The 16,396-nt window shown below is 73.1% G+C and carries 15 protein-coding genes; 11 read left to right on the top strand and 4 right to left on the bottom strand.

Annotated features, from left to right (window positions below):
• Nucleotides 1-58: 58 nt before the first annotated feature.
• The gene (secA, locus tag RE027_RS01785; protein WP_368806514.1) at nt 59-2,779 is read left to right on the top strand and encodes a preprotein translocase subunit SecA; all 2,721 of its coding nucleotides are present in this window, start codon (nt 59-61) and stop codon (nt 2,777-2,779) included.
• Between the two features lie 33 nt (nt 2,780-2,812).
• On the opposite strand, the gene RE027_RS01780 is transcribed toward secA, so the two are convergent.
• Nucleotides 2,813-3,334 carry an Rv3235 family protein gene (locus RE027_RS01780; RefSeq protein ID WP_368806513.1) on the bottom strand — a complete coding sequence of 174 codons (522 nt, stop codon included), beginning with the start codon at nt 3,332-3,334 and terminating at the stop codon, nt 2,813-2,815.
• Between the two features lie 49 nt (nt 3,335-3,383).
• Nucleotides 3,384-4,211, bottom strand: coding sequence for a LysM peptidoglycan-binding domain-containing protein (locus RE027_RS01775; protein ID WP_368806512.1), 828 nt, complete (start codon nt 4,209-4,211; stop codon nt 3,384-3,386).
• 219 nt (nt 4,212-4,430) lie between these two features.
• On the opposite strand from RE027_RS01775, the gene RE027_RS01770 reads away from it, so the two are divergent.
• Nucleotides 4,431-4,994 (top strand): hypothetical protein, encoded by a 564-nt coding sequence (locus RE027_RS01770; RefSeq protein WP_368806511.1) that lies wholly within the window; start codon nt 4,431-4,433, stop codon nt 4,992-4,994.
• A 28-nt stretch (nt 4,995-5,022) separates the two neighbouring features.
• On the opposite strand, the gene RE027_RS01765 is transcribed toward RE027_RS01770, so the two are convergent.
• Nucleotides 5,023-5,238: a helix-turn-helix domain-containing protein gene (locus tag RE027_RS01765; RefSeq protein WP_368806510.1), complete on the bottom strand. Its 216-nt coding sequence runs from the start codon at nt 5,236-5,238 to the stop codon at nt 5,023-5,025.
• Nucleotides 5,239-5,476: 238 nt separating this feature from the next.
• On the opposite strand from RE027_RS01765, the gene RE027_RS01760 reads away from it, so the two are divergent.
• The 3 genes from RE027_RS01760 to RE027_RS01750 are packed head-to-tail and all read left to right on the top strand — an operon-like array spanning nt 5,477 to nt 9,092.
• The gene (locus tag RE027_RS01760; RefSeq protein WP_368806509.1) at nt 5,477-6,130 is read left to right on the top strand and encodes an SAF domain-containing protein; all 654 of its coding nucleotides are present in this window, start codon (nt 5,477-5,479) and stop codon (nt 6,128-6,130) included.
• Between the two features lie 14 nt (nt 6,131-6,144).
• Nucleotides 6,145-7,476, top strand: a complete 1,332-nt coding sequence (locus RE027_RS01755) for a CpaE/TadZ family protein (protein WP_368806508.1) — start codon at nt 6,145-6,147, stop codon at nt 7,474-7,476.
• A gap of 47 nt (nt 7,477-7,523) precedes the next feature.
• Nucleotides 7,524-9,092 (top strand): sensor histidine kinase, encoded by a 1,569-nt coding sequence (locus RE027_RS01750; protein WP_368806507.1) that lies wholly within the window; start codon nt 7,524-7,526, stop codon nt 9,090-9,092.
• A gap of 73 nt (nt 9,093-9,165) precedes the next feature.
• Here RE027_RS01750 and RE027_RS01745 read toward each other — a convergent pair whose 3' ends face one another.
• Nucleotides 9,166-9,414 (bottom strand): WhiB family transcriptional regulator, encoded by a 249-nt coding sequence (locus tag RE027_RS01745; RefSeq protein ID WP_017833636.1) that lies wholly within the window; start codon nt 9,412-9,414, stop codon nt 9,166-9,168.
• A gap of 312 nt (nt 9,415-9,726) precedes the next feature.
• Between RE027_RS01745 and RE027_RS01740 the strand changes: the two genes are divergently transcribed.
• The 6 genes from RE027_RS01740 to RE027_RS01715 all read left to right on the top strand — a co-directional run bounded on the left by RE027_RS01740 (nt 9,727) and on the right by RE027_RS01715 (nt 16,362).
• The gene (locus tag RE027_RS01740; protein ID WP_368806506.1) at nt 9,727-10,125 is read left to right on the top strand and encodes a hypothetical protein; all 399 of its coding nucleotides are present in this window, start codon (nt 9,727-9,729) and stop codon (nt 10,123-10,125) included.
• A gap of 137 nt (nt 10,126-10,262) precedes the next feature.
• Nucleotides 10,263-11,441 (top strand): glycosyltransferase family 4 protein, encoded by a 1,179-nt coding sequence (locus RE027_RS01735; RefSeq protein ID WP_368806505.1) that lies wholly within the window; start codon nt 10,263-10,265, stop codon nt 11,439-11,441.
• Between the two features lie 103 nt (nt 11,442-11,544).
• Complete coding sequence (gene glf, locus RE027_RS01730; protein ID WP_368806504.1) at nt 11,545-12,732, top strand: UDP-galactopyranose mutase; 1,188 nt, start codon at nt 11,545-11,547, stop codon at nt 12,730-12,732.
• On the top strand, nt 12,729-14,732 hold the full coding sequence (locus RE027_RS01725; RefSeq protein WP_368806503.1) for a glycosyltransferase: 2,004 nt from the start codon (nt 12,729-12,731) through the stop codon (nt 14,730-14,732). Before glf ends, RE027_RS01725 begins: the two co-directional genes overlap by 4 nt.
• The gene (locus tag RE027_RS01720) at nt 14,732-15,592 is read left to right on the top strand and encodes an ABC transporter permease (RefSeq protein WP_368806502.1); all 861 of its coding nucleotides are present in this window, start codon (nt 14,732-14,734) and stop codon (nt 15,590-15,592) included. The genes RE027_RS01725 and RE027_RS01720 overlap by 1 nt, the downstream gene beginning before the upstream one ends.
• 2 nt (nt 15,593-15,594) lie before the next feature.
• Nucleotides 15,595-16,362 (top strand): ABC transporter ATP-binding protein, encoded by a 768-nt coding sequence (locus RE027_RS01715; protein ID WP_368806501.1) that lies wholly within the window; start codon nt 15,595-15,597, stop codon nt 16,360-16,362.
• Nucleotides 16,363-16,396: the final 34 nt, after the last annotated feature.

Genomic DNA, 16,396 nt, shown 5'->3' with positions numbered 1-16,396 from the left:
GGTGCCGGATCCCCCCATCAGCCCAACACGGCAGTCGAACACCGAGGAGCGTGTGCACGTGGCGTCATTCCTGGAGAAAGTCCTCAGGACCGGAGACAAGAAGGTCCTGACGAGGCTGCGGTCGTACACGACCGCCATCAACAGCCTCGAGGACGGCTTCCGGGAGTTCAGCGACGCGGAGCTGCGCGCCGAGACGGACGCGTTCCGCGCCCGGGTCGCCGACGGCGAATCGCTCGACCGGCTGCTGCCCGAGGCGTTCGCGGTGGTCCGCGAGGCGGCCTCGCGCACCCTCGGCCAGCGCCACTACGACGTCCAGCTCATGGGCGGGGCCGCGCTGCACCTGGGCAACATCGCCGAGATGAAGACCGGTGAGGGCAAGACCCTGGTGGCCACCGCCCCGGCCTACCTCAACGCGCTCTCCGGCAAGGGCGTGCACGTCGTCACCGTGAACGACTACCTGGCCGAGTATCAGGCCAACCTCATGGGCCGGGTCTACCGCTTCCTCGGCATGGAGACCGGCGTGGTGCTGGCCAACCAGGACCCCGCCACCCGCCGGCAGCAGTACGTCGCCGACATCACGTACGGGACCAACAACGAGTTCGGCTTCGACTACCTGCGCGACAACATGGCGTGGAGCCCCGACGAGCTCGTCCAGCGCGGGCACAACTTCGCGGTCGTCGACGAGGTGGACTCCATCCTCATCGACGAGGCGCGCACCCCGCTCATCATCTCCGGGCCCGCCTCCGGGGAGGCCAACCGGTGGTACACCGAGTTCGGGCGCCTCGTGCAGCGGCTGCGCCCCGGCACGGACTACGAGGTCGACGAGAAGAAGCGCACCGTGGGCGTGCTCGAGTCCGGGATCGAGAAGGTCGAGGACTGGCTCGGCATCGACAACCTCTACGAGGCCCAGAACACCCCGCTCATCGGTTTCCTGAACAACGCCATCAAGGCCAAGGAGCTCTTCCGCGCCAACAAGGACTACGTGGTGCTCAAGGGCGAGGTCATGATCGTCGACGAGCACACCGGCCGCATCCTCGCCGGGCGCCGCTACAACGAGGGCATGCACCAGGCCATCGAGGCCAAGGAGGGCGTGGAGATCAAGGCGGAGAACCAGACCCTCGCCACGGTCACCCTGCAGAACTACTTCCGCCTCTACGAGAGGCTCTCCGGCATGACCGGCACGGCCGAGACCGAGGCCGCCGAGTTCATGAACACCTACGGGCTGGGGGTCGTGTCCATCGAGACCCACCGCCCGCTCGCCCGCATCGACCGCTCCGACCTCGTCTACAAGAACGAGGTCGCCAAGTTCGCCGCCGTGGTCAAGGACATCGAGGAGCGGCACGCGAAGGGCCAGCCCGTCCTCGTGGGCACCGTGTCGGTCGAGAAGAGCGAGTACCTCTCGAAGCTGCTCGCCCAGCGCGGGGTCCGCCACGAGGTGCTCAACGCGAAGAACCACGCCCGCGAGGCCTCGATCGTCGCCCAGGCCGGCCGCCGCGGCGCGGTCACCGTGGCCACGAACATGGCCGGCCGCGGCACCGACATCATGCTCGGCGGCAACGCCGAGTTCAACGCGGTGGACCGGATGCGCGAGCGGGGCCTGGACCCCCAGCGGGACGCCGAGGAGTACGAGCGCGTGTGGCCCGAGGTGCTGGCGGCGTGCGAGGCGGAGACCAGGGCGGAGCACCAGGAGGTCGTGGACGTCGGCGGTCTCTACGTCCTGGGCACCGAGCGCCACGAGTCACGGCGCATCGACAACCAGCTGCGCGGCCGCTCCGGGCGCCAGGGCGATCCGGGCGAGTCCCGCTTCTACCTGTCCCTGGCGGACGACCTCATGCGCCTGTTCAACGCCGGTGCCGCCCAGCGGCTCATGGCCGGGGCCCCGGACGACACCGCGCTGGAGCACAAGATCGTCTCCCGGGCCATCGCCTCCGCGCAGAGCCAGGTCGAGGGGCGCAACGCCGAGCAGCGCAAGAACGTGCTGAAGTACGACGACGTCCTCAACCGCCAGCGCGAGGCCGTCTACCGCGACCGCCGCCGCGTCCTGGAGGGCCACGACCTCAAGGGCCAGATCGCCCAGTTCGTCGACGAGGTCGTCACCTCGACCGCCGAGGACCGGACGGCGACCGGCCACCCCGAGGACTGGGACCTCGAGGGTCTGTGGGAGTCGCTGCGCACCATCTACCCCGTGACCCTCACGGTCGACGAGGTCGTCGAGGAGGCCGGCGGGCGCACCCGCCTGACCGCCGAGTTCCTGCGCGAGCAGGTCCTCTCCGACGCCCGCCTCCTCTACGCCCAGCGCGAGGAGGAGGTCGGCGCGGAGGCCATGCGCAACCTCGAGCGCCGCGTGCTGCTGTCGGTCATCGGGCGCAAGTGGCCCGAGCACCTGTACGAGATGGACTACCTCAAGGAGGGCATCGGCCTGCGCGCCATGGCTCAGCGCGACCCGCTCGTCGAGTACCAGCGCGAGGGCTACGCGATGTTCCAGGAGATGATGGGCGCGATCCGCGAGGAGACGGTCTCCACGCTGTTCCGGATGGAGATCCGCCGCCAGCGCGTGGGCGCCGACGGCGGTGCCGTGGACCTGCAGATCCCGCGCCAACCTAGCTTCCTGCAGTACACAGCCCCCGGGGAGACCGGTGGGACGCAGACGCGGGTCGAGCCGGCGCCCGCGGTGGCGCGCGCCGCGGACGGAGCGGCCCCCGCGGCGGAGGAGACCCCCAACCGGGCGGGGCGCCGGGCCCGGGCCCGGGCCGGCAGCGCCGAGGCCTCCGAGGGCTGACCCGGCGGGAGCCGAGCCGGCGGGGGCGCCGGCTCAGCCGACCTCGAGCTCGGTGACGCTCCAGCCCTGCCCCAGGCGCTCTACCCGCATGGCCACGGCCCGGCCGCGGCGGGGCTCGACCACCACGAGAGCGACCTCGTAGACACCGCGGTCCACCCGGCAGACCCGGCACCGGCGGACGTGCGGATTGCGGTGCAGCTCCTGCAGGGCGGGCTTGGCCTCGAACTGCTCCTGCAGCAGTCGCAGCATGTCCGCGCGCTGCTGGAAGCGCTGCACGATCTCCGGGGTGGTCCACCGGCCCAGCTGCGCCGCCGGCCGGCTGCCGCCGAGCACCTCCACGGCCGCCTGGCCGATGGACCGGGCGAGCGCGGTGACGCGGGCCAGTTCGTCCTCGGCGCTGTGGCCCAGCACGCGTGTGGCCCCCCAGGTGTATCCGCCCGGAGCCGTGGGCGGGCCCGGCCGTGCCCGGCGGACCGGCGGCGAGGCCGGCGGGCGCCCGGGAGCGTGAGCGAGCGGCCGGGCGACGGGATCGGAACCGGCGGCGGGTGCGTTCATGGCGGGCCTCCTGGGATCGGTGCGGCGGTGGGTCGGGACGAGGGCGGTGTCAGCGGTCGCCGGGGCCGGGGACCACGAGCCGTTGCCCGGGCCGCAGCAGGTGGGGACCGCAGGGGAGCACGTGCCGGTTCAGCTCGTACCAGGCCGGCCAGGCGCGGGCGATCTGCTCGTCCGAGGCCCCGGGGCCCAGCTGCGCCGCGGCCAGGGACCACAGGGTGTCGCCGCGCAGCACGGTGACGGCGCCGTCGACCGTGCGGCCCGCCGGTGCCGGGAGCGGAGCGGACGGGGCCTCCGGCGCCGGGGCCTCCGACACCGGAGGCTCCTTTCCCGGGGGGACGGTCTCCGGGGGAAGAGCCGCCGGGGAAGCCGTCGCGGAGGAACCGGTCGGTGCGGTCCCGGGGCCCGGAGCGGGCAGCGGTGCCGGTGCGCCGGGGAAGGACCCGGGGGCTCCGTGCACCGCCGCACTGCCGCTCCAGAAGGGGGAGGGGGCCTCGTCGGCGACCGCGCCCTGCGCAGCGACGAGCTGCAGGCCCAGAGCCGCGGCGGCGGCCCGGCGCAGCAGCGCCGGGGACCACCGCCCGCACAGCCTGCCCAGACGCTCCCAGCGGTGCCGCCGGGCGAGCACGGCCAGGACGGCGAGGGCAGCCGCCGCGCTCCAGACCACGACCACCGCACAGCCGAGGGCGGCGGCGGCCAGCCCGATCAGCAGCTCCGGATCCGGGTGGCCCCGCGACGGACCCGCAGGCGTCCGGCCGCTGAGCACAGGACGGCTGAGCGCCGCGCCGCTGGCGGCGAGCGCGAGCCCGAGGGCGGGGACCAGCAGAACCGGCCACCACGGAGGCGTGACCCTGTGGTCGGATCCAGCCGTGGCGTCCATGCTCGTCCCCCGTCGTCCACACCGCGCAATGCTGTTTGGAATCATTTGACGCTGTTTGATGCTGTTTGACATCCTGGGTGTTTTTTAGCACCGTAACGGGCCCCGTGTAAAGGGTGGTGTCCCCCGCGGTGGATGCGGTGTTCCTTGACCGCCGCACGGGGCGGCCCTACCTTGAGGGCCTGCGCGGCCGGACGTCCCGGGCGCCGGAGGGAGGCCCGGGTGCGCTGGGAGCAGCTGTTCGCGGACATGGAGGCCCAGCTGGCCGCCGCGGGCCAGCAGGCCCACGAGGCCGAGGCGGCGGAGCAGGCCCGGGCCGAGTACTCGCGCGTGCGTCTGGCCGATCGGCTGCGGCTGCGGCGCGGTGAGCCGGTGCGGGCGCTGCTGGTGGGGTCCGTTCCGGTCGAGGGCCGGGTGCGCACGCTGGGCGCCGGATGGGTCGCCTTGGAGGACCGGGGCACCGAGCACCTCGTGCCGCTGGGCGCCGTCCTGTGGTGGGAGTCCCTGGGGCGTGGCTGGGACCCGGACCAGGACACGGTGGCGCTGCGCCTCGGTCTTGCGCACGCGCTGCGGGCGCTCGCCCGGGGCAGGGCCCGGGTGCGGATCCGGCTCACCGGCGGCGGACCGCTCGGGGAGCTCGACGGGACCATCGACGGGGTGGGGGCGGACTTCGCCGACCTGGCCCTGCACCCGGACGACGACTACCGCCGGCGGGGCAGCGTGACCGCCTCGCGCGCCGTGCCCTTCTCCGCGCTGGTCTGCGTCTCCTCGCTCGCCGGCACGTGAGCGCCGCCCGCCGGAGACCGGGCGCCGATCAGTCCAGCGAGCCGGAGCGCACCGCCTCGGCAGTGCGCTCGTAGCCGCGGGCGATGTACTCCTCCAGCTTGGCCGTCTCGACCCGCCACTGCCCGCGCCCGCCCACCTGGATGGCCGGCAGGTCCCCGCTGCGCACCAGAGCTCTCGCCTGCGTCGCCGAGATGTTGAGGATCTCGGCCACGTCCGCCAAGGTCAGGAAGCGCTGCTGCGCCATGCTCCGCCTCCTCGTTCGTCGTTGCTCTCCGCTCCAGTCTGCCACCGAAGACCCCCGGGCGGTCTCCCGTCCACAAGGGCCGATGCCGTTCCGTGCACGGGGGCGGCCGCCGACGCGCCGGTGCGGGCCTGTCCCCAGTTGTGCACCGGCCTGTTCCCGCGGTCCTGCCGCGCAGGCAGAATGTGGGCGACGAGCGCGGCCCCCGGACCGTGCCCACGAACGAGGGAGGCGGTCGCCGATGAGCGGCACGGTCAGGGGCGCGGACGCCGCGTCGGCCCGGTTCAGGAAGCCGACCTGGAAGGACCCGCGGCTGCTCACCGGGCTGCTGCTCGTGCTGTTCTCCGTCGCCGGGGTGACCGCGGTGGTGGCCGCGGCCGACCGCACGGACCCCTACCTGGCCGCCGCCCGGGACATCGAGGTCGGGCAGGCCGTGACCGCGGAGGACGTCGTGGCCGTCGAGGTCCGCCTGCAGGACGCCGCCGCGCAGTACGTCCCGGCGGACGCCGCTCCCGGCCCCGACGCGGTGGCGACGCAGCGGATCCCGCAGGGCCAGCTCCTGCCCGGGGCGGCCCTCGGCACCGCCGACCGGCTGGACCGGAAGCCGGTCGCGGTGCCGATCGAGCACCCACTGCCCGAGGACGCCGCCGCCGGCTCGCGCGTCGACGTCTGGGTCGCCGCCCAGAAGCCCTCCGGCCGCGGCCACGAGTCCGCGCGCCTGCTGCTGCCCGCCGCGGAGATCGCCGCGGTCGCCGCGGAGGAGACCGCCCTCGGGGCGGGCCGCGGCACGGTGGTGCACGTGCTCGTCGAGGACGGCCCGATGGAGGACCTGGTGGACGCCCTCGGCAACAACGCCAGGGTCACCCTCGTGTGGAACCCGGCGGGCGCCCCGTGACGAGCCTTCCGCTCATGGCCCTCGGGACCTCCACGTGGCCCCTCGTCGACGGCATCGAACGGCTGCACGGGCCGGTCACGGTGGTCCGGCGCTGTCTGGACCTGACCGAGCTGCTGGCCGCGGCCCGGGCCGGGCTCGGCCGGGCCGCCCTGGTCGCGGAGGGCGCCGAGGACCTCACCGCGAGCCTGCTGGAGCAGATCCGGCTCGGCGGAGCGGTGCTGCTGGTGCTCGAGGGCCACGACCACCACCGGCTCGCCGGACTCGGTGCCGTGGTCGTCCCCGAGCGTGCGGACCCCGCCGACGCCGCGCGCCTCGTCGAGGAGGCGGTGGCCGCCGCGGCGGGGGCGCCGAGCGCCGTGGGCTACGCCGACGTCGTCGCGACGACCCCGGAGCAGCGGACCCCCCGCGGGGCGCTCCGCCCCGACGAGCAGACCCCGCCCGGCGCGGAGCCCGCGGGCCGGCCCGGGCGGATCGTGGCCGTGTGGGGCCCCACGGGGGCGCCGGGCCGGACCACGGTGGCGGTGAACCTCGCGGCGGAGCTCGCCCTGCTCGGCGAGGACACGGCACTGGTGGACGCCGACACCTACGGGCCCTCGGTGGCCGCCGCCCTCGGGATGCTGGACGAGGCTGCGGGGCTCGCCCAGGCGTGCCGTCTGGCCGACCAGGGGCGACTCGACGGCCCCGCCCTGCGCCGGACCGCCGCCGACGTGGCGGTGGCGGGGCGGACGGTGCGGGTGCTCACCGGCCTCACCCGCCAGGACCGGTGGCCGGAGCTGCGCTCGGGGGCCGTGGCCGCGGTGCTCGAGCGCTCCGCCCAGGAGTTCGGGACGACGGTCGTGGACTGCGGCTTCGCCCTCGAGGCCGACGAGGAGCTGACCCTCGACACGATGGCGCCCCGCCGGCACGCCGCGGCGCTGACGGTCCTGGAGCGCGCCGACGTGGTCGTGGCCGTGGGTGCCGCGGACACCGTCGGCGTCCCGAGACTGATCAAGGGGCTCCCCGACGTCGCGGCGGCCGCGCCCGGTGCCCGGCTCGTGGTCGCGGTCAACAAGCTGCGCCGCTCCGCGGCGGGACGCTCCCCGGAACTGGGGATCCGGGAGGCGTGGGCCCGCTTCGGCTCCGGGCCCGCGGTGGAGCACTTCGTGCCCTGGGACCCCGAGGCCTTCGACGAGGCGCTGCTGGCGGGCGCCGTGCTGGCGGAGACCGCCGCGGGCTCCTCCGCGCGGACCGCCCTCCGGCTCCTCGCGGGCCGGGTGCTCGCCGGCCCGGGAGACGCGGGAGCGGACGGTCCCCCGGTGCGCGGTACTAGGCTGGGCAGCAGGATCGGGGCCTGGCTGCGCCGCTGATCCCGGGGGGCCGCCCGGCTCCTCCGCCCGCGACGACCGGAGGCCACGTGGCGTTCACGGATGCCCTGAGGAACAGCCGGGACTTCGGTCCCGGCGACTACGAGTGGCTGCACCTGCTCGTGGGGGACTGGCAGCTCATCTCGGACCTCGCCTTCGGGGATCTCGTCCTGAGCTTCCCCGTGGACTACATCCCCTCCGCGGGCAGCGGCAACGGCCGCGGCATGCCCGCCCCCCACAGCGCCTTCCGGGTGCTCGCCCACGTCCGCCCGGCGACCGGGCCCACGGTCTTCCACCGGGACATGGTCGGGGAGCAGATGCCCGAGGAACTGGCCGGGCCCCTGCGCGCCGCCTGGGTCGGGCGGCGGGTGGAGCTCCTGCGCGCGGCCGGGGAGCAGCCCGCCACCGCCGCCCAGGTCAAGATCGTGCCGCTCGTGCGCAACGGCCGCACGATCGCCCTGCTGACCGTGCACACCGGGCGGAGGCCGGGGCAGGTCTCCTCGCTGCAGGAGGTCGTCTACCGCGAGACCGCCGACGTGCTGCTGCGGATGGCCAACGAGGGACTGTGGCCGGACTTCTCCGCGCCCACGGGCTCGCGCCGGGGCGCGCCGCGGGTCGGGGACGGGGCCATCCGGCTCGACACCGACGACCGTGTCTCCTACGTCTCGCCCAACGCCGAGTCCGCGCTGCGCCGGCTGGGGATCGACGGCGAGCTGGTGGGCAAGCGCCTCCTGGACGTGGTCCCGCCCGCGCTGGGTGCCGGGACCGACCCGGACGAGACGCTGGCCCCGGTGCTCAGCGGACGCACCGCCTGGCGCACCGAGGTCGAGGGGGCCCGCGTGAGCGTGAACTTCCGCTCGGTGCCCCTGCGCGACCGGTCCGGCCGCCGGGGCGCGGTGCTGCTGTGCCGCGACGTCACCGAGCTGCGCCGCCGGGACCTGGAGCTCGTCTCGAAGGACGCGACCGTCCGGGAGATCCACCACCGGGTCAAGAACAACCTGCAGACCGTCTCCGCCCTGCTGCGCCTGCAGGCCCGCCGGATGACCACCGACGAGGCCCGGCACGGGCTCGAGCAGGCGATGCGCCGCGTGGCCACGATCGCCATGGTGCATGAGACGCTCTCGCAGGGGTTCTCGCAGAACGTGGACTTCGACGAGCTCATCGAGCGGCAGTTCCGGCTCGCCGCGGAGGTGGCCACCCCGGAGCAGTCGGTGCGCACCCGCATGATCGGCGAGTTCGGGGAGCTGCCGACCCGCCTGGCCACCCCGCTGGCGCTCGTGATCAACGAGCTGGTCACCAACGCGGTCGAGCACGGTCTGGCCGAGGGGACCGGGACGGTGACCCTGGAGGCCTGCCGGGTGCCCGACGAGGAGGGGACCGGTGAGCTGCTCGAGGTCGTCGTGAGCGACGACGGCGCGGGGATGGGCCCCGTCGTGATCGAGGAGTCCGGCGTGGGCGCCTTCCGGCGGGCGGACACCGGTGAGGGTCTGGGGATGCAGATCGTCCGGACCCTGGTGGCCGGGGAGCTGGGCGGGTCGATCCGCTGGTCCCCGCGCCAGTGCGGCGGCACCGAGGTGACGGTGCGGGCCCGCCTCGACGACCGCTCCGCCGGCCCCTGACGGAGAAGGACCGGGACCCCACGGGGGTCCCGGTCCTCGAGCGCCGCGGACGTGGACGTCCTGGGCGGAAGCCTCAGGAGGCGCGGCGGGCGCGGGCGGCGCGGCGCTTGAGGGCGCGGCGCTCGTCCTCGCTCATCCCGCCCCAGACACCGGCGTCCTGACCCGACTCGAGGGCCCACTGCAGGCAGGTGTCCATCACGGGACAACTGCGGCACACGGCCTTGGCCTCCTCGATCTGGAGGAGAGCAGGTCCGGTGTTGCCCACGGGGAAGAACAGCTCGGGATCCTTCTCCAGGCATGCTGCGCGACTACGCCAATCCATGGTCAGCGATCGCTCCTTTCAAGGACGGGTCCCGGCGCACAGGGCAGAACGATCCTGCGGCAGGGGCGTCCGGGACAAGAGAAAAGGCCCATTCGCACGGGCCTTGTGAAGAACTGTCGTCAACCTTCCCATGCCGCAGGGGTGTGGACAAGGGGTTTGGGGCGCCGGTCACACCCGTGTCGGTGAGGTCTTGCTCACAGCGCGGCCGGCGCGGGAGCGCCCGACGGGCCCCCGGCGGCGGGCGGCGCACTAGGGTGACGGGAGGCGCTGCCGTCCGCGCCCCCGCCACCCGGTCGGAAGGAGACCGCCACCATGTCCACCGCCTCCCCGGGTGCCCGCCCGCGCGAGATCGCCGTCCTGGCCGGCGTGGTGCTCCTCGAGGCCCTCGCCCTCGCGGCGGCCGGGCTGCGCCTGGTCTGGACCCTGCTCTTCGAGCAGCCCCTGACGGTGGGCGGCACGGTCTTCCTCGTGCTGGTCCTCCTCGGCGGCGCCCTGTGGCTGCTGCACGTGGGCCGCGGCCTGTGGCGGGGGTTCCGGTGGCCGCGGGCCGCGGCGCTCGTGGTCCAGCTCTTCCTCCTCGTGCTCGCCCTCCCGCTGCTCCAGGCGGGGCAGTGGGGCCTCGGCCTGGTGCCGGCCGTGCCGGCCGTCGTCGTGCTCCTGCTGCTGTTCCGCCCGGCGGTGCTGGCCTGGACGAGCCGCACCGTCAAGTAGCCGCACCGTCAAGTAGCGGCGGGCCCGGGCCAGTACAGTGGGAGCGCCTGCGCCCGGCGTCGTCGTACCCCGGCCCCCAGGGTCTCCCGCCTCCCGTGTCCCTGCCCGTCGAGAAGCTTACGAACAGGTGGTCTCCCGTGACTCCCCGCCGCATCGTCATCGTCAGCCGCATCTTCGCCCCCGAACCGGCCGCCGCGTCCTTCCGGCTGCGCGCCCTGGCCCGGGGGCTCACCGGGTGCGGGGCGCAGGTGACCGTGCTCACCACGCGCCCGCCCGCGGGGGCCGAGATCGAGCCCGAGCCCTACCCGGTGCGGCGCTGGCCCGTCCTGCGCGACCGGTTCGACTACGTGCGCGGGATCGTGCAGTACCTCAGCTTCGACGTGCCCGTGTTCTTCCGCCTCCTGGCCACCCGCGCCGACCTCGTGGTCAGCGAGCCGCCCCCCACTACGGGGATGGCCGTGCTCGCCTCCTCGGCGCTGCGGGGCCGGCCCTACGTCTGGTACGCGCCGGACATCTGGACCACCGCCGCGGAGAAGATGGAGGTCTCGCCGCTGGTCAAGCGGGCCATGCGGGTGATGGAGAGCCTCGCGGCGCGCCGGGCCGCCGGGGTGCTGACCGTCTCCGAGGCCATGGGCCGGGAGCTGCAGTCCGTCACGGGCGTCGCCTGGGAGAAGGTGCTCGTGGCGGAGAACGGCATCGACACCGAGGTCTTCCGCCCCGACGGGCCCGTGGCCGACCCGGGCGCGCCCTACTTCGTCTACGCCGGGTCGATGTCCGAGTGGCAGGGGGCCGACGTCTTCGTCCGCGCCCTGCCCCGGGTCCTGCAGGCCCACCCCGACGCGCAGCTGCGCTTCTTCGGCCGCGGCTCCGACATCGACCGGGTCGAGGAGATCGCCGCCCGGGTGGCCCCGGGCCACGTCGTCTTCGAGGGGCTGCGCCCGGCCGCCGAGACCGCCGAGTGGACCCGCGGCGCCGTGGCCGCCCTCGGCGCCGTGCTCCCGGGCATCGGCTACGACTTCACCAAGCCCACCAAGATCTACGCGGCCGCCGCGTGCGGCACCCCGGTCGTCTACGCGGGGGCCGGGGTCGCCGCGGAGCTGGTGGAGGACAACGGCCTGGGGGCCGCCGTGGACCACGACGCCGACGCGGTGGCCGACGCCATGATCGCCGCCCTGGACCGGCGGCGGGACCCCGCGCTCGCCGAGGAGAACGACCGGCTGCGCCGCCGGCGCTCGGACTGGGCCGCAGAGAACGCCTCCCTGGCCGCCTCCGGCCGCCTCGCCGCCGAGTGGCTCCTTCAGGGCTTCCCGGACTGATCAGGTACTTTGGTACGCAGCGCACGCCCGGCGCGCCCGTGCCTCCCCCTACCGGTCGGACGTCGGCCGGGCCCACCAGGACACCAATGTCAGGAGTTTGCCCGTGAACGCAGATCTCGTCGTCGTCGGGTCGGGCCTCTTCGGCCTGACCGTGGCCGAGAGGGCCGCCAACGAGCTGGACCTCAACGTGGCCATCATCGACCGGCGGTCCCACATCGGCGGCAACGCCTACTCCGAGAAGGAGGAGCGGACCGGGATCGAGGTGCACCGCTACGGCGCCCACCTCTTCCACACCTCCAACGAGCGGGTGTGGGACTACGTCAACCGGTTCACCGGGTTCACGGACTACGTGCACCGGGTGTACACCCGGCACAACGGCGAGGTCTACCCGATGCCCATCAACCTGGGCACCGTCAACCAGTTCTTCCGCGCCGCGCTCTCCCCGGCCGAGGCCCGGGCGCTGATCCAGGAGCAGGCCGGGGAGCTCGCCGGGACGGACCCGCAGAACCTCAACGACAAGGGCATCCAGCTCATCGGCCGGCCCCTGTACGAGGCGTTCATCAAGCACTACACCGGCAAGCAGTGGCAGACGGACCCCAAGGACCTGCCGGCCTCGATCATCTCCCGGCTGCCCGTGCGGTACACCTACGACAACCGGTACTTCAACGACAAGTACGAGGGGCTGCCGGTCGACGGCTACACCGCGTGGCTGGAGCGCATGGCGGACCACCCGAAGATCGACGTCCGGCTGGACACCGACTTCTTCGACGACGGCCACGAGTACTCCCGCTCGGCCGTGCTCGGGCAGGTCCCGGTGGTCTACACCGGGCCCGTGGACCGGTACTTCGACTACGCCGAGGGCGACCTCTCCTGGCGGACCATCGACCTGGAGGAGGAGGTCCTGCCCATCGAGGACTTCCAGGGCACCCCGGTGATGAACTACCCGGACGCCGACGTCCCCTTCACCCGCATCCACGAGTTCCGCCACTTCCACCCGGAGCGCGACTACACCAAGGACGCCACGGTGATCATGCGCGAGTTCTCCCGCTTCGCGGAGAAGGGCGACGAGCCGTACTACCCCGTCAACACCTCCGTGGACCGGGAGAAGCTGCTGAAGTACCGCGACCTCGCCAACGGCGAGCAGGACGTCCTGTTCGGCGGCCGCCTCGGCACCTACAAGTACCTCGACATGCACATGGCCATCGGCGCCGCGCTGTCCATGGTCGACAACAAGATCAAGCCCCACTTCACCAGCGGGGCCACCATCGAGAGCGGGGGAGTGGACGCATGACCGCGACGACCCAGGACATCGACCGGACCGGCACCGAGGGCACCGCCCACCGGGTGCTGCAGGAGCTCGTCCTCCCGGCGAAGGACCGCTTCTCCACGCAGCCGCTCTACCTGGACACCCGGGCGGACACGGGCAGCGCCGTCCAGCAGGAGGACTCGGGGGAGCAGCGCCCCCAGATCGTGGTCAACGTGGCCTCCGAGCCCGCGGCCTCGAGCGGCGTGACGATCCTCGGCCGCACCTCCGCGCGCGTGCCGGCCCGCCGGACCGTCTCCTTCGCCACGTACTTCAACGCGTTCCCCGCCAGCTACTGGCGGCACAACACGCACCTGCGGGAGGTCGTGCTGCGCGTGCGCACCACCGGCCGCGGCACCGTGAACGTGCACAGCTCCAACGCCCGCGGCGAGTCCGTGCCGGTCTCCGTGCACGAGGTCTCGGGCCCGGAGCACGTGGTCGAGGCCGTGCTGCCTCTGAAGGCCTTCGCCGACGGCGGGTGGTACTGGTTCGACCTGGCCGCGGCCGACGAGGACCTCGAGCTGCTCGGCGCCCAGTGGCTGGGCGACGGCACGGGCACCCCGGAGGGCACCGTGACCCTCCAGATCACCACCATGAACAAGCCTTCCTACTGCCTCACCAACGCCCGGCTGCTGGTCGAGCAGCAGGAGAACCTGCCGCAGGTCGCGCAGGTCGTGATCGTGGACCAGGGCAACCAGAAGGTCGTCGACGAGCCCGGCTTCAGCGAGGTGCAGGAGCGCTTCGGGGACCGGCTGCGCGTCATCGACCAGGGTAACCTCGGCGGGGCCGGCGGCTTCGCGCGCGGGATGTACGAGGCCGTCCGCGGCGACAGCACGTACGTGCTGCTCATGGACGACGACGTCGAGATCGAGCCGGAGGCCGTGCGGCGGGTCAGCGTGTTCGCCGACTTCTGCAAGCGGCCCACGCTGGTCGGCGGGCACATGATCGACCTGCTCAACCCCACGAAGATCCACAACTTCGGCGAGGCCATGGACCCGTACAGCTTCCAGTACGGCCCCGCGGGGGAGGGCGTGGAGGTCGGCCACGACTTCCGGCACAGCAGCCTGCGCGGCACGTCCTGGATGCACCGCCGCGTCGAGGTGGACTACAACGCGTGGTGGATGTGCCTGATCCCCACGCAGGTGATCCGTGAGATCGGCCTGGCCCTGCCCGTGTTCATCAAGTGGGACGACGTGGAGTACGGCATCCGCGCCAAGGCGGCCGGCTACCGGACCGTGTCCATGCCCGGCGTGGCCGTGTGGCACCTGGCCTGGGCGGACAAGGACGACACGATCAGCTGGCAGGCGTACTTCCACAAGCGCAACCAGCTCGTGGCCGCGCTCCTGCACTCGCCCTTCGACCGCGGCGGGGAGGTGCTGGGCCGCAACGGGGCCAAGGACCTCCGGCACCTGCTGTCCATGCAGTACTTCGCGGAGGAGGCCCGGGTGCTCGCGCTGCGGGACGTCCTGGCCGGGCCCGAGACCCTGCACGAGCTGCTGCCCCAGCGCATCCGCGACGTGCGCCGGATGATGACCCAGCACTCCGACGCCGTCTACCAGCCCGATCTGGACGCGTACCCGGCGGTCGCGGCGGCCAGGCCGCTGCGCACCCGGCGGCTCTCGGCCCCCCACGGGCTGAAGATCCTCACCTCCACCGCGTCCGCCCTGGTGCGCCACCTCGCGGTGAGCCCCCGGGAGGAGGCCGACGAGCACCCGCAGGTGCACCTGCCGTACCAGGACGCCCGCTGGTGGCGGCTCACCCGCTACGACAGCGCCCTGGTCTCCGCCTCGGACGGCACCGGCTACACCTGGTACAAGCGCTCGCCCCGGGAGGCCCGCGCCCTGATGGCGGAGTCCCTGCGGCTGCACGCCCAGCTGGCCCTGCGCTGGCCGGAGCTGTCCCGGCGCTACCGGGAGGCCCTGCCGGACGTGACGTCCATGGAGGCGTGGGAGGCGACCTTCCGCCAGCACTCGGAGATCGGCGCCTGATGGCCGCACCCACGGTCGTCCGCAACCCGTCCCCCGGGACGGGGCTGCCGGCGGTGTTCCGCCAGCGCTACCTGCTGAAGCTGCTGGTCGACAAGGAGCTGCAGATCCGCTACCGGGGCACGGTCCTGGGACTGCTGTGGTCCTACGTCAAGCCCGGCATCCAGTTCGTGGTCTTCTACGTGGCGCTGGGGATCTTCCTCGGCCTGGAGCGCGGGATGGAGAACTACGCCGTCTACCTGTTCTCCGGGATCATCCTGATCAACTTCTTCTCGGAGTCCTTCGGCAACGCGGCCCGGTCGATCGTGGCCAACGCCAGCCTGATCAAGAAGATCTACCTGCCCCGCCAGATGTTCCCGGTGGCCTCCGTGTGGGTGGCCGGGGTGCACCTGCTCCCGCAGCTCGTGGTGATGCTCGTGGCGGCCCTGATCGTGGGCTGGTCGCCCACCTGGATCTCCCTGCTGGCCATTCCGACGGCCCTGCTGGTCGTCGGGCTGCTGGGCACGGGGCTGGGTCTGCTCTTCGGGGCCGCCAACGTGTTCTTCCGGGACGCCGAGAACTTCGTCGACCTGATCGTCATGGTCAGCACCTGGTCCGCGCCCGTGCTCTACGCCTGGACCATGGTCCGGGACGTGCTGGGACCGGTGTGGTTCGCGGGGTTCATGCTCAACCCCCTGACCGTGGCCGTGGAGCTATCCCACGCGGCGTTCTGGCTGCCCACCACCACCCCCGGTGCCCACGAGGTGCCGCCCCACCTGTTCTCCCTGTGGACGCCGGTGGCGCTGCTCGTGGTCACGCTGATCATGCTCCTGGGCGACCTGACGTTCCGTCGCCTCGAGGGCCGTTTCGCGCAGGAGCTGTGACGATGAGTGCTGACCGGACCGCTGCACCGGGGGAGCCCGCCGTGGTCGCCCACCACCTGGCCAAGGAGTTCTCCCTGCGCCACGCCCGCTCCCTCAAGGAGACGGCGATGTGGCTGGCCAAGGGCCGGCGCCAGGACATCTCCAACCGCTTCCGCGCCCTGGAGGACCTCAGCGTCACCATCCGTCCGGGGGAGAGCGTGGCGCTCGTGGGCCTCAACGGCTCCGGGAAGTCCACGTTCCTCAAGCTGGTCTCCGGCGTGATGAGCCCCGACGGCGGCTCGCTGCGGGTCAACGGGCGCGTGGCCGGGCTGATCGAGGTGGGCGCGGGCTTCCACCCGGACCTCACCGGCCGGGACAACGTGTACCTCAACGGCGCGATCCTCGGGATGACCAAGGAGGAGATCGACCGGAAGTTCGACCAGATCGTCGCCTTCTCCGAGATCGAGCAGTTCATCGACACCGAGGTGAAGTTCTACTCCTCGGGCATGTACCTGCGCCTGGCGTTCGCCGTCGCGGTCTTCACCGACCCGGACATCTTCATCATCGACGAGATCCTCTCGGTGGGCGACGAGCCCTTCCAGCGCAAGAGCCTGGGCCGGGTCAAGCAGCTCTCCGAGGAGGGCAAGACCCTCCTGGTGGTGAGCCACGACTTCGACGTGGTCCGCAAGGTCTGCGCGCGCGGGGTGTGGATCGAGCACGGCCGGGTCCGCGGCGACGGGCCCATCGACGAGGTGATCGAGCAGTTCCGCGCCGCGGAGAACGCCGGCTAGCGCTCCGCGACCCGCACGACGACGGGCCGCCCAG

Origin of the sequence: Kocuria sabuli (assembly GCF_040981185.1) — a bacterium.
Classification (GTDB): domain Bacteria; phylum Actinomycetota; class Actinomycetes; order Actinomycetales; family Micrococcaceae; genus Kocuria; species Kocuria sabuli.
Note: the sequence above shows the minus strand (reverse complement) of the source record. Positions and strands in the feature narration are given on the sequence as shown.

Bases quoted from the DNA above. Each gene is read 5' to 3' on its own strand.
- RE027_RS01780 (WP_368806513.1), bottom strand. From the start codon at position 3,334: ATGAACGCACCCGCCGCCGGTTCCGATCCCGTCGCCCGGCCGCTCGCT.
- RE027_RS01715 (WP_368806501.1), top strand. From the start codon at position 15,595: ATGAGTGCTGACCGGACCGCTGCACCGGGGGAGCCCGCCGTGGTCGCC.
- RE027_RS01740 (WP_368806506.1), top strand. From the start codon at position 9,727: ATGTCCACCGCCTCCCCGGGTGCCCGCCCGCGCGAGATCGCCGTCCTG.
- RE027_RS01765 (WP_368806510.1), bottom strand. From the start codon at position 5,238: ATGGCGCAGCAGCGCTTCCTGACCTTGGCGGACGTGGCCGAGATCCTC.
- RE027_RS01760 (WP_368806509.1), top strand. From the start codon at position 5,477: ATGAGCGGCACGGTCAGGGGCGCGGACGCCGCGTCGGCCCGGTTCAGG.
- RE027_RS01720 (WP_368806502.1), top strand. From the start codon at position 14,732: ATGGCCGCACCCACGGTCGTCCGCAACCCGTCCCCCGGGACGGGGCTG.
- RE027_RS01755 (WP_368806508.1), top strand. From the start codon at position 6,145: ATGGCCCTCGGGACCTCCACGTGGCCCCTCGTCGACGGCATCGAACGG.
- RE027_RS01775 (WP_368806512.1), bottom strand. From the start codon at position 4,211: ATGGACGCCACGGCTGGATCCGACCACAGGGTCACGCCTCCGTGGTGG.
- RE027_RS01725 (WP_368806503.1), top strand. From the start codon at position 12,729: ATGACCGCGACGACCCAGGACATCGACCGGACCGGCACCGAGGGCACC.
- RE027_RS01745 (WP_017833636.1), bottom strand. From the start codon at position 9,414: ATGGATTGGCGTAGTCGCGCAGCATGCCTGGAGAAGGATCCCGAGCTG.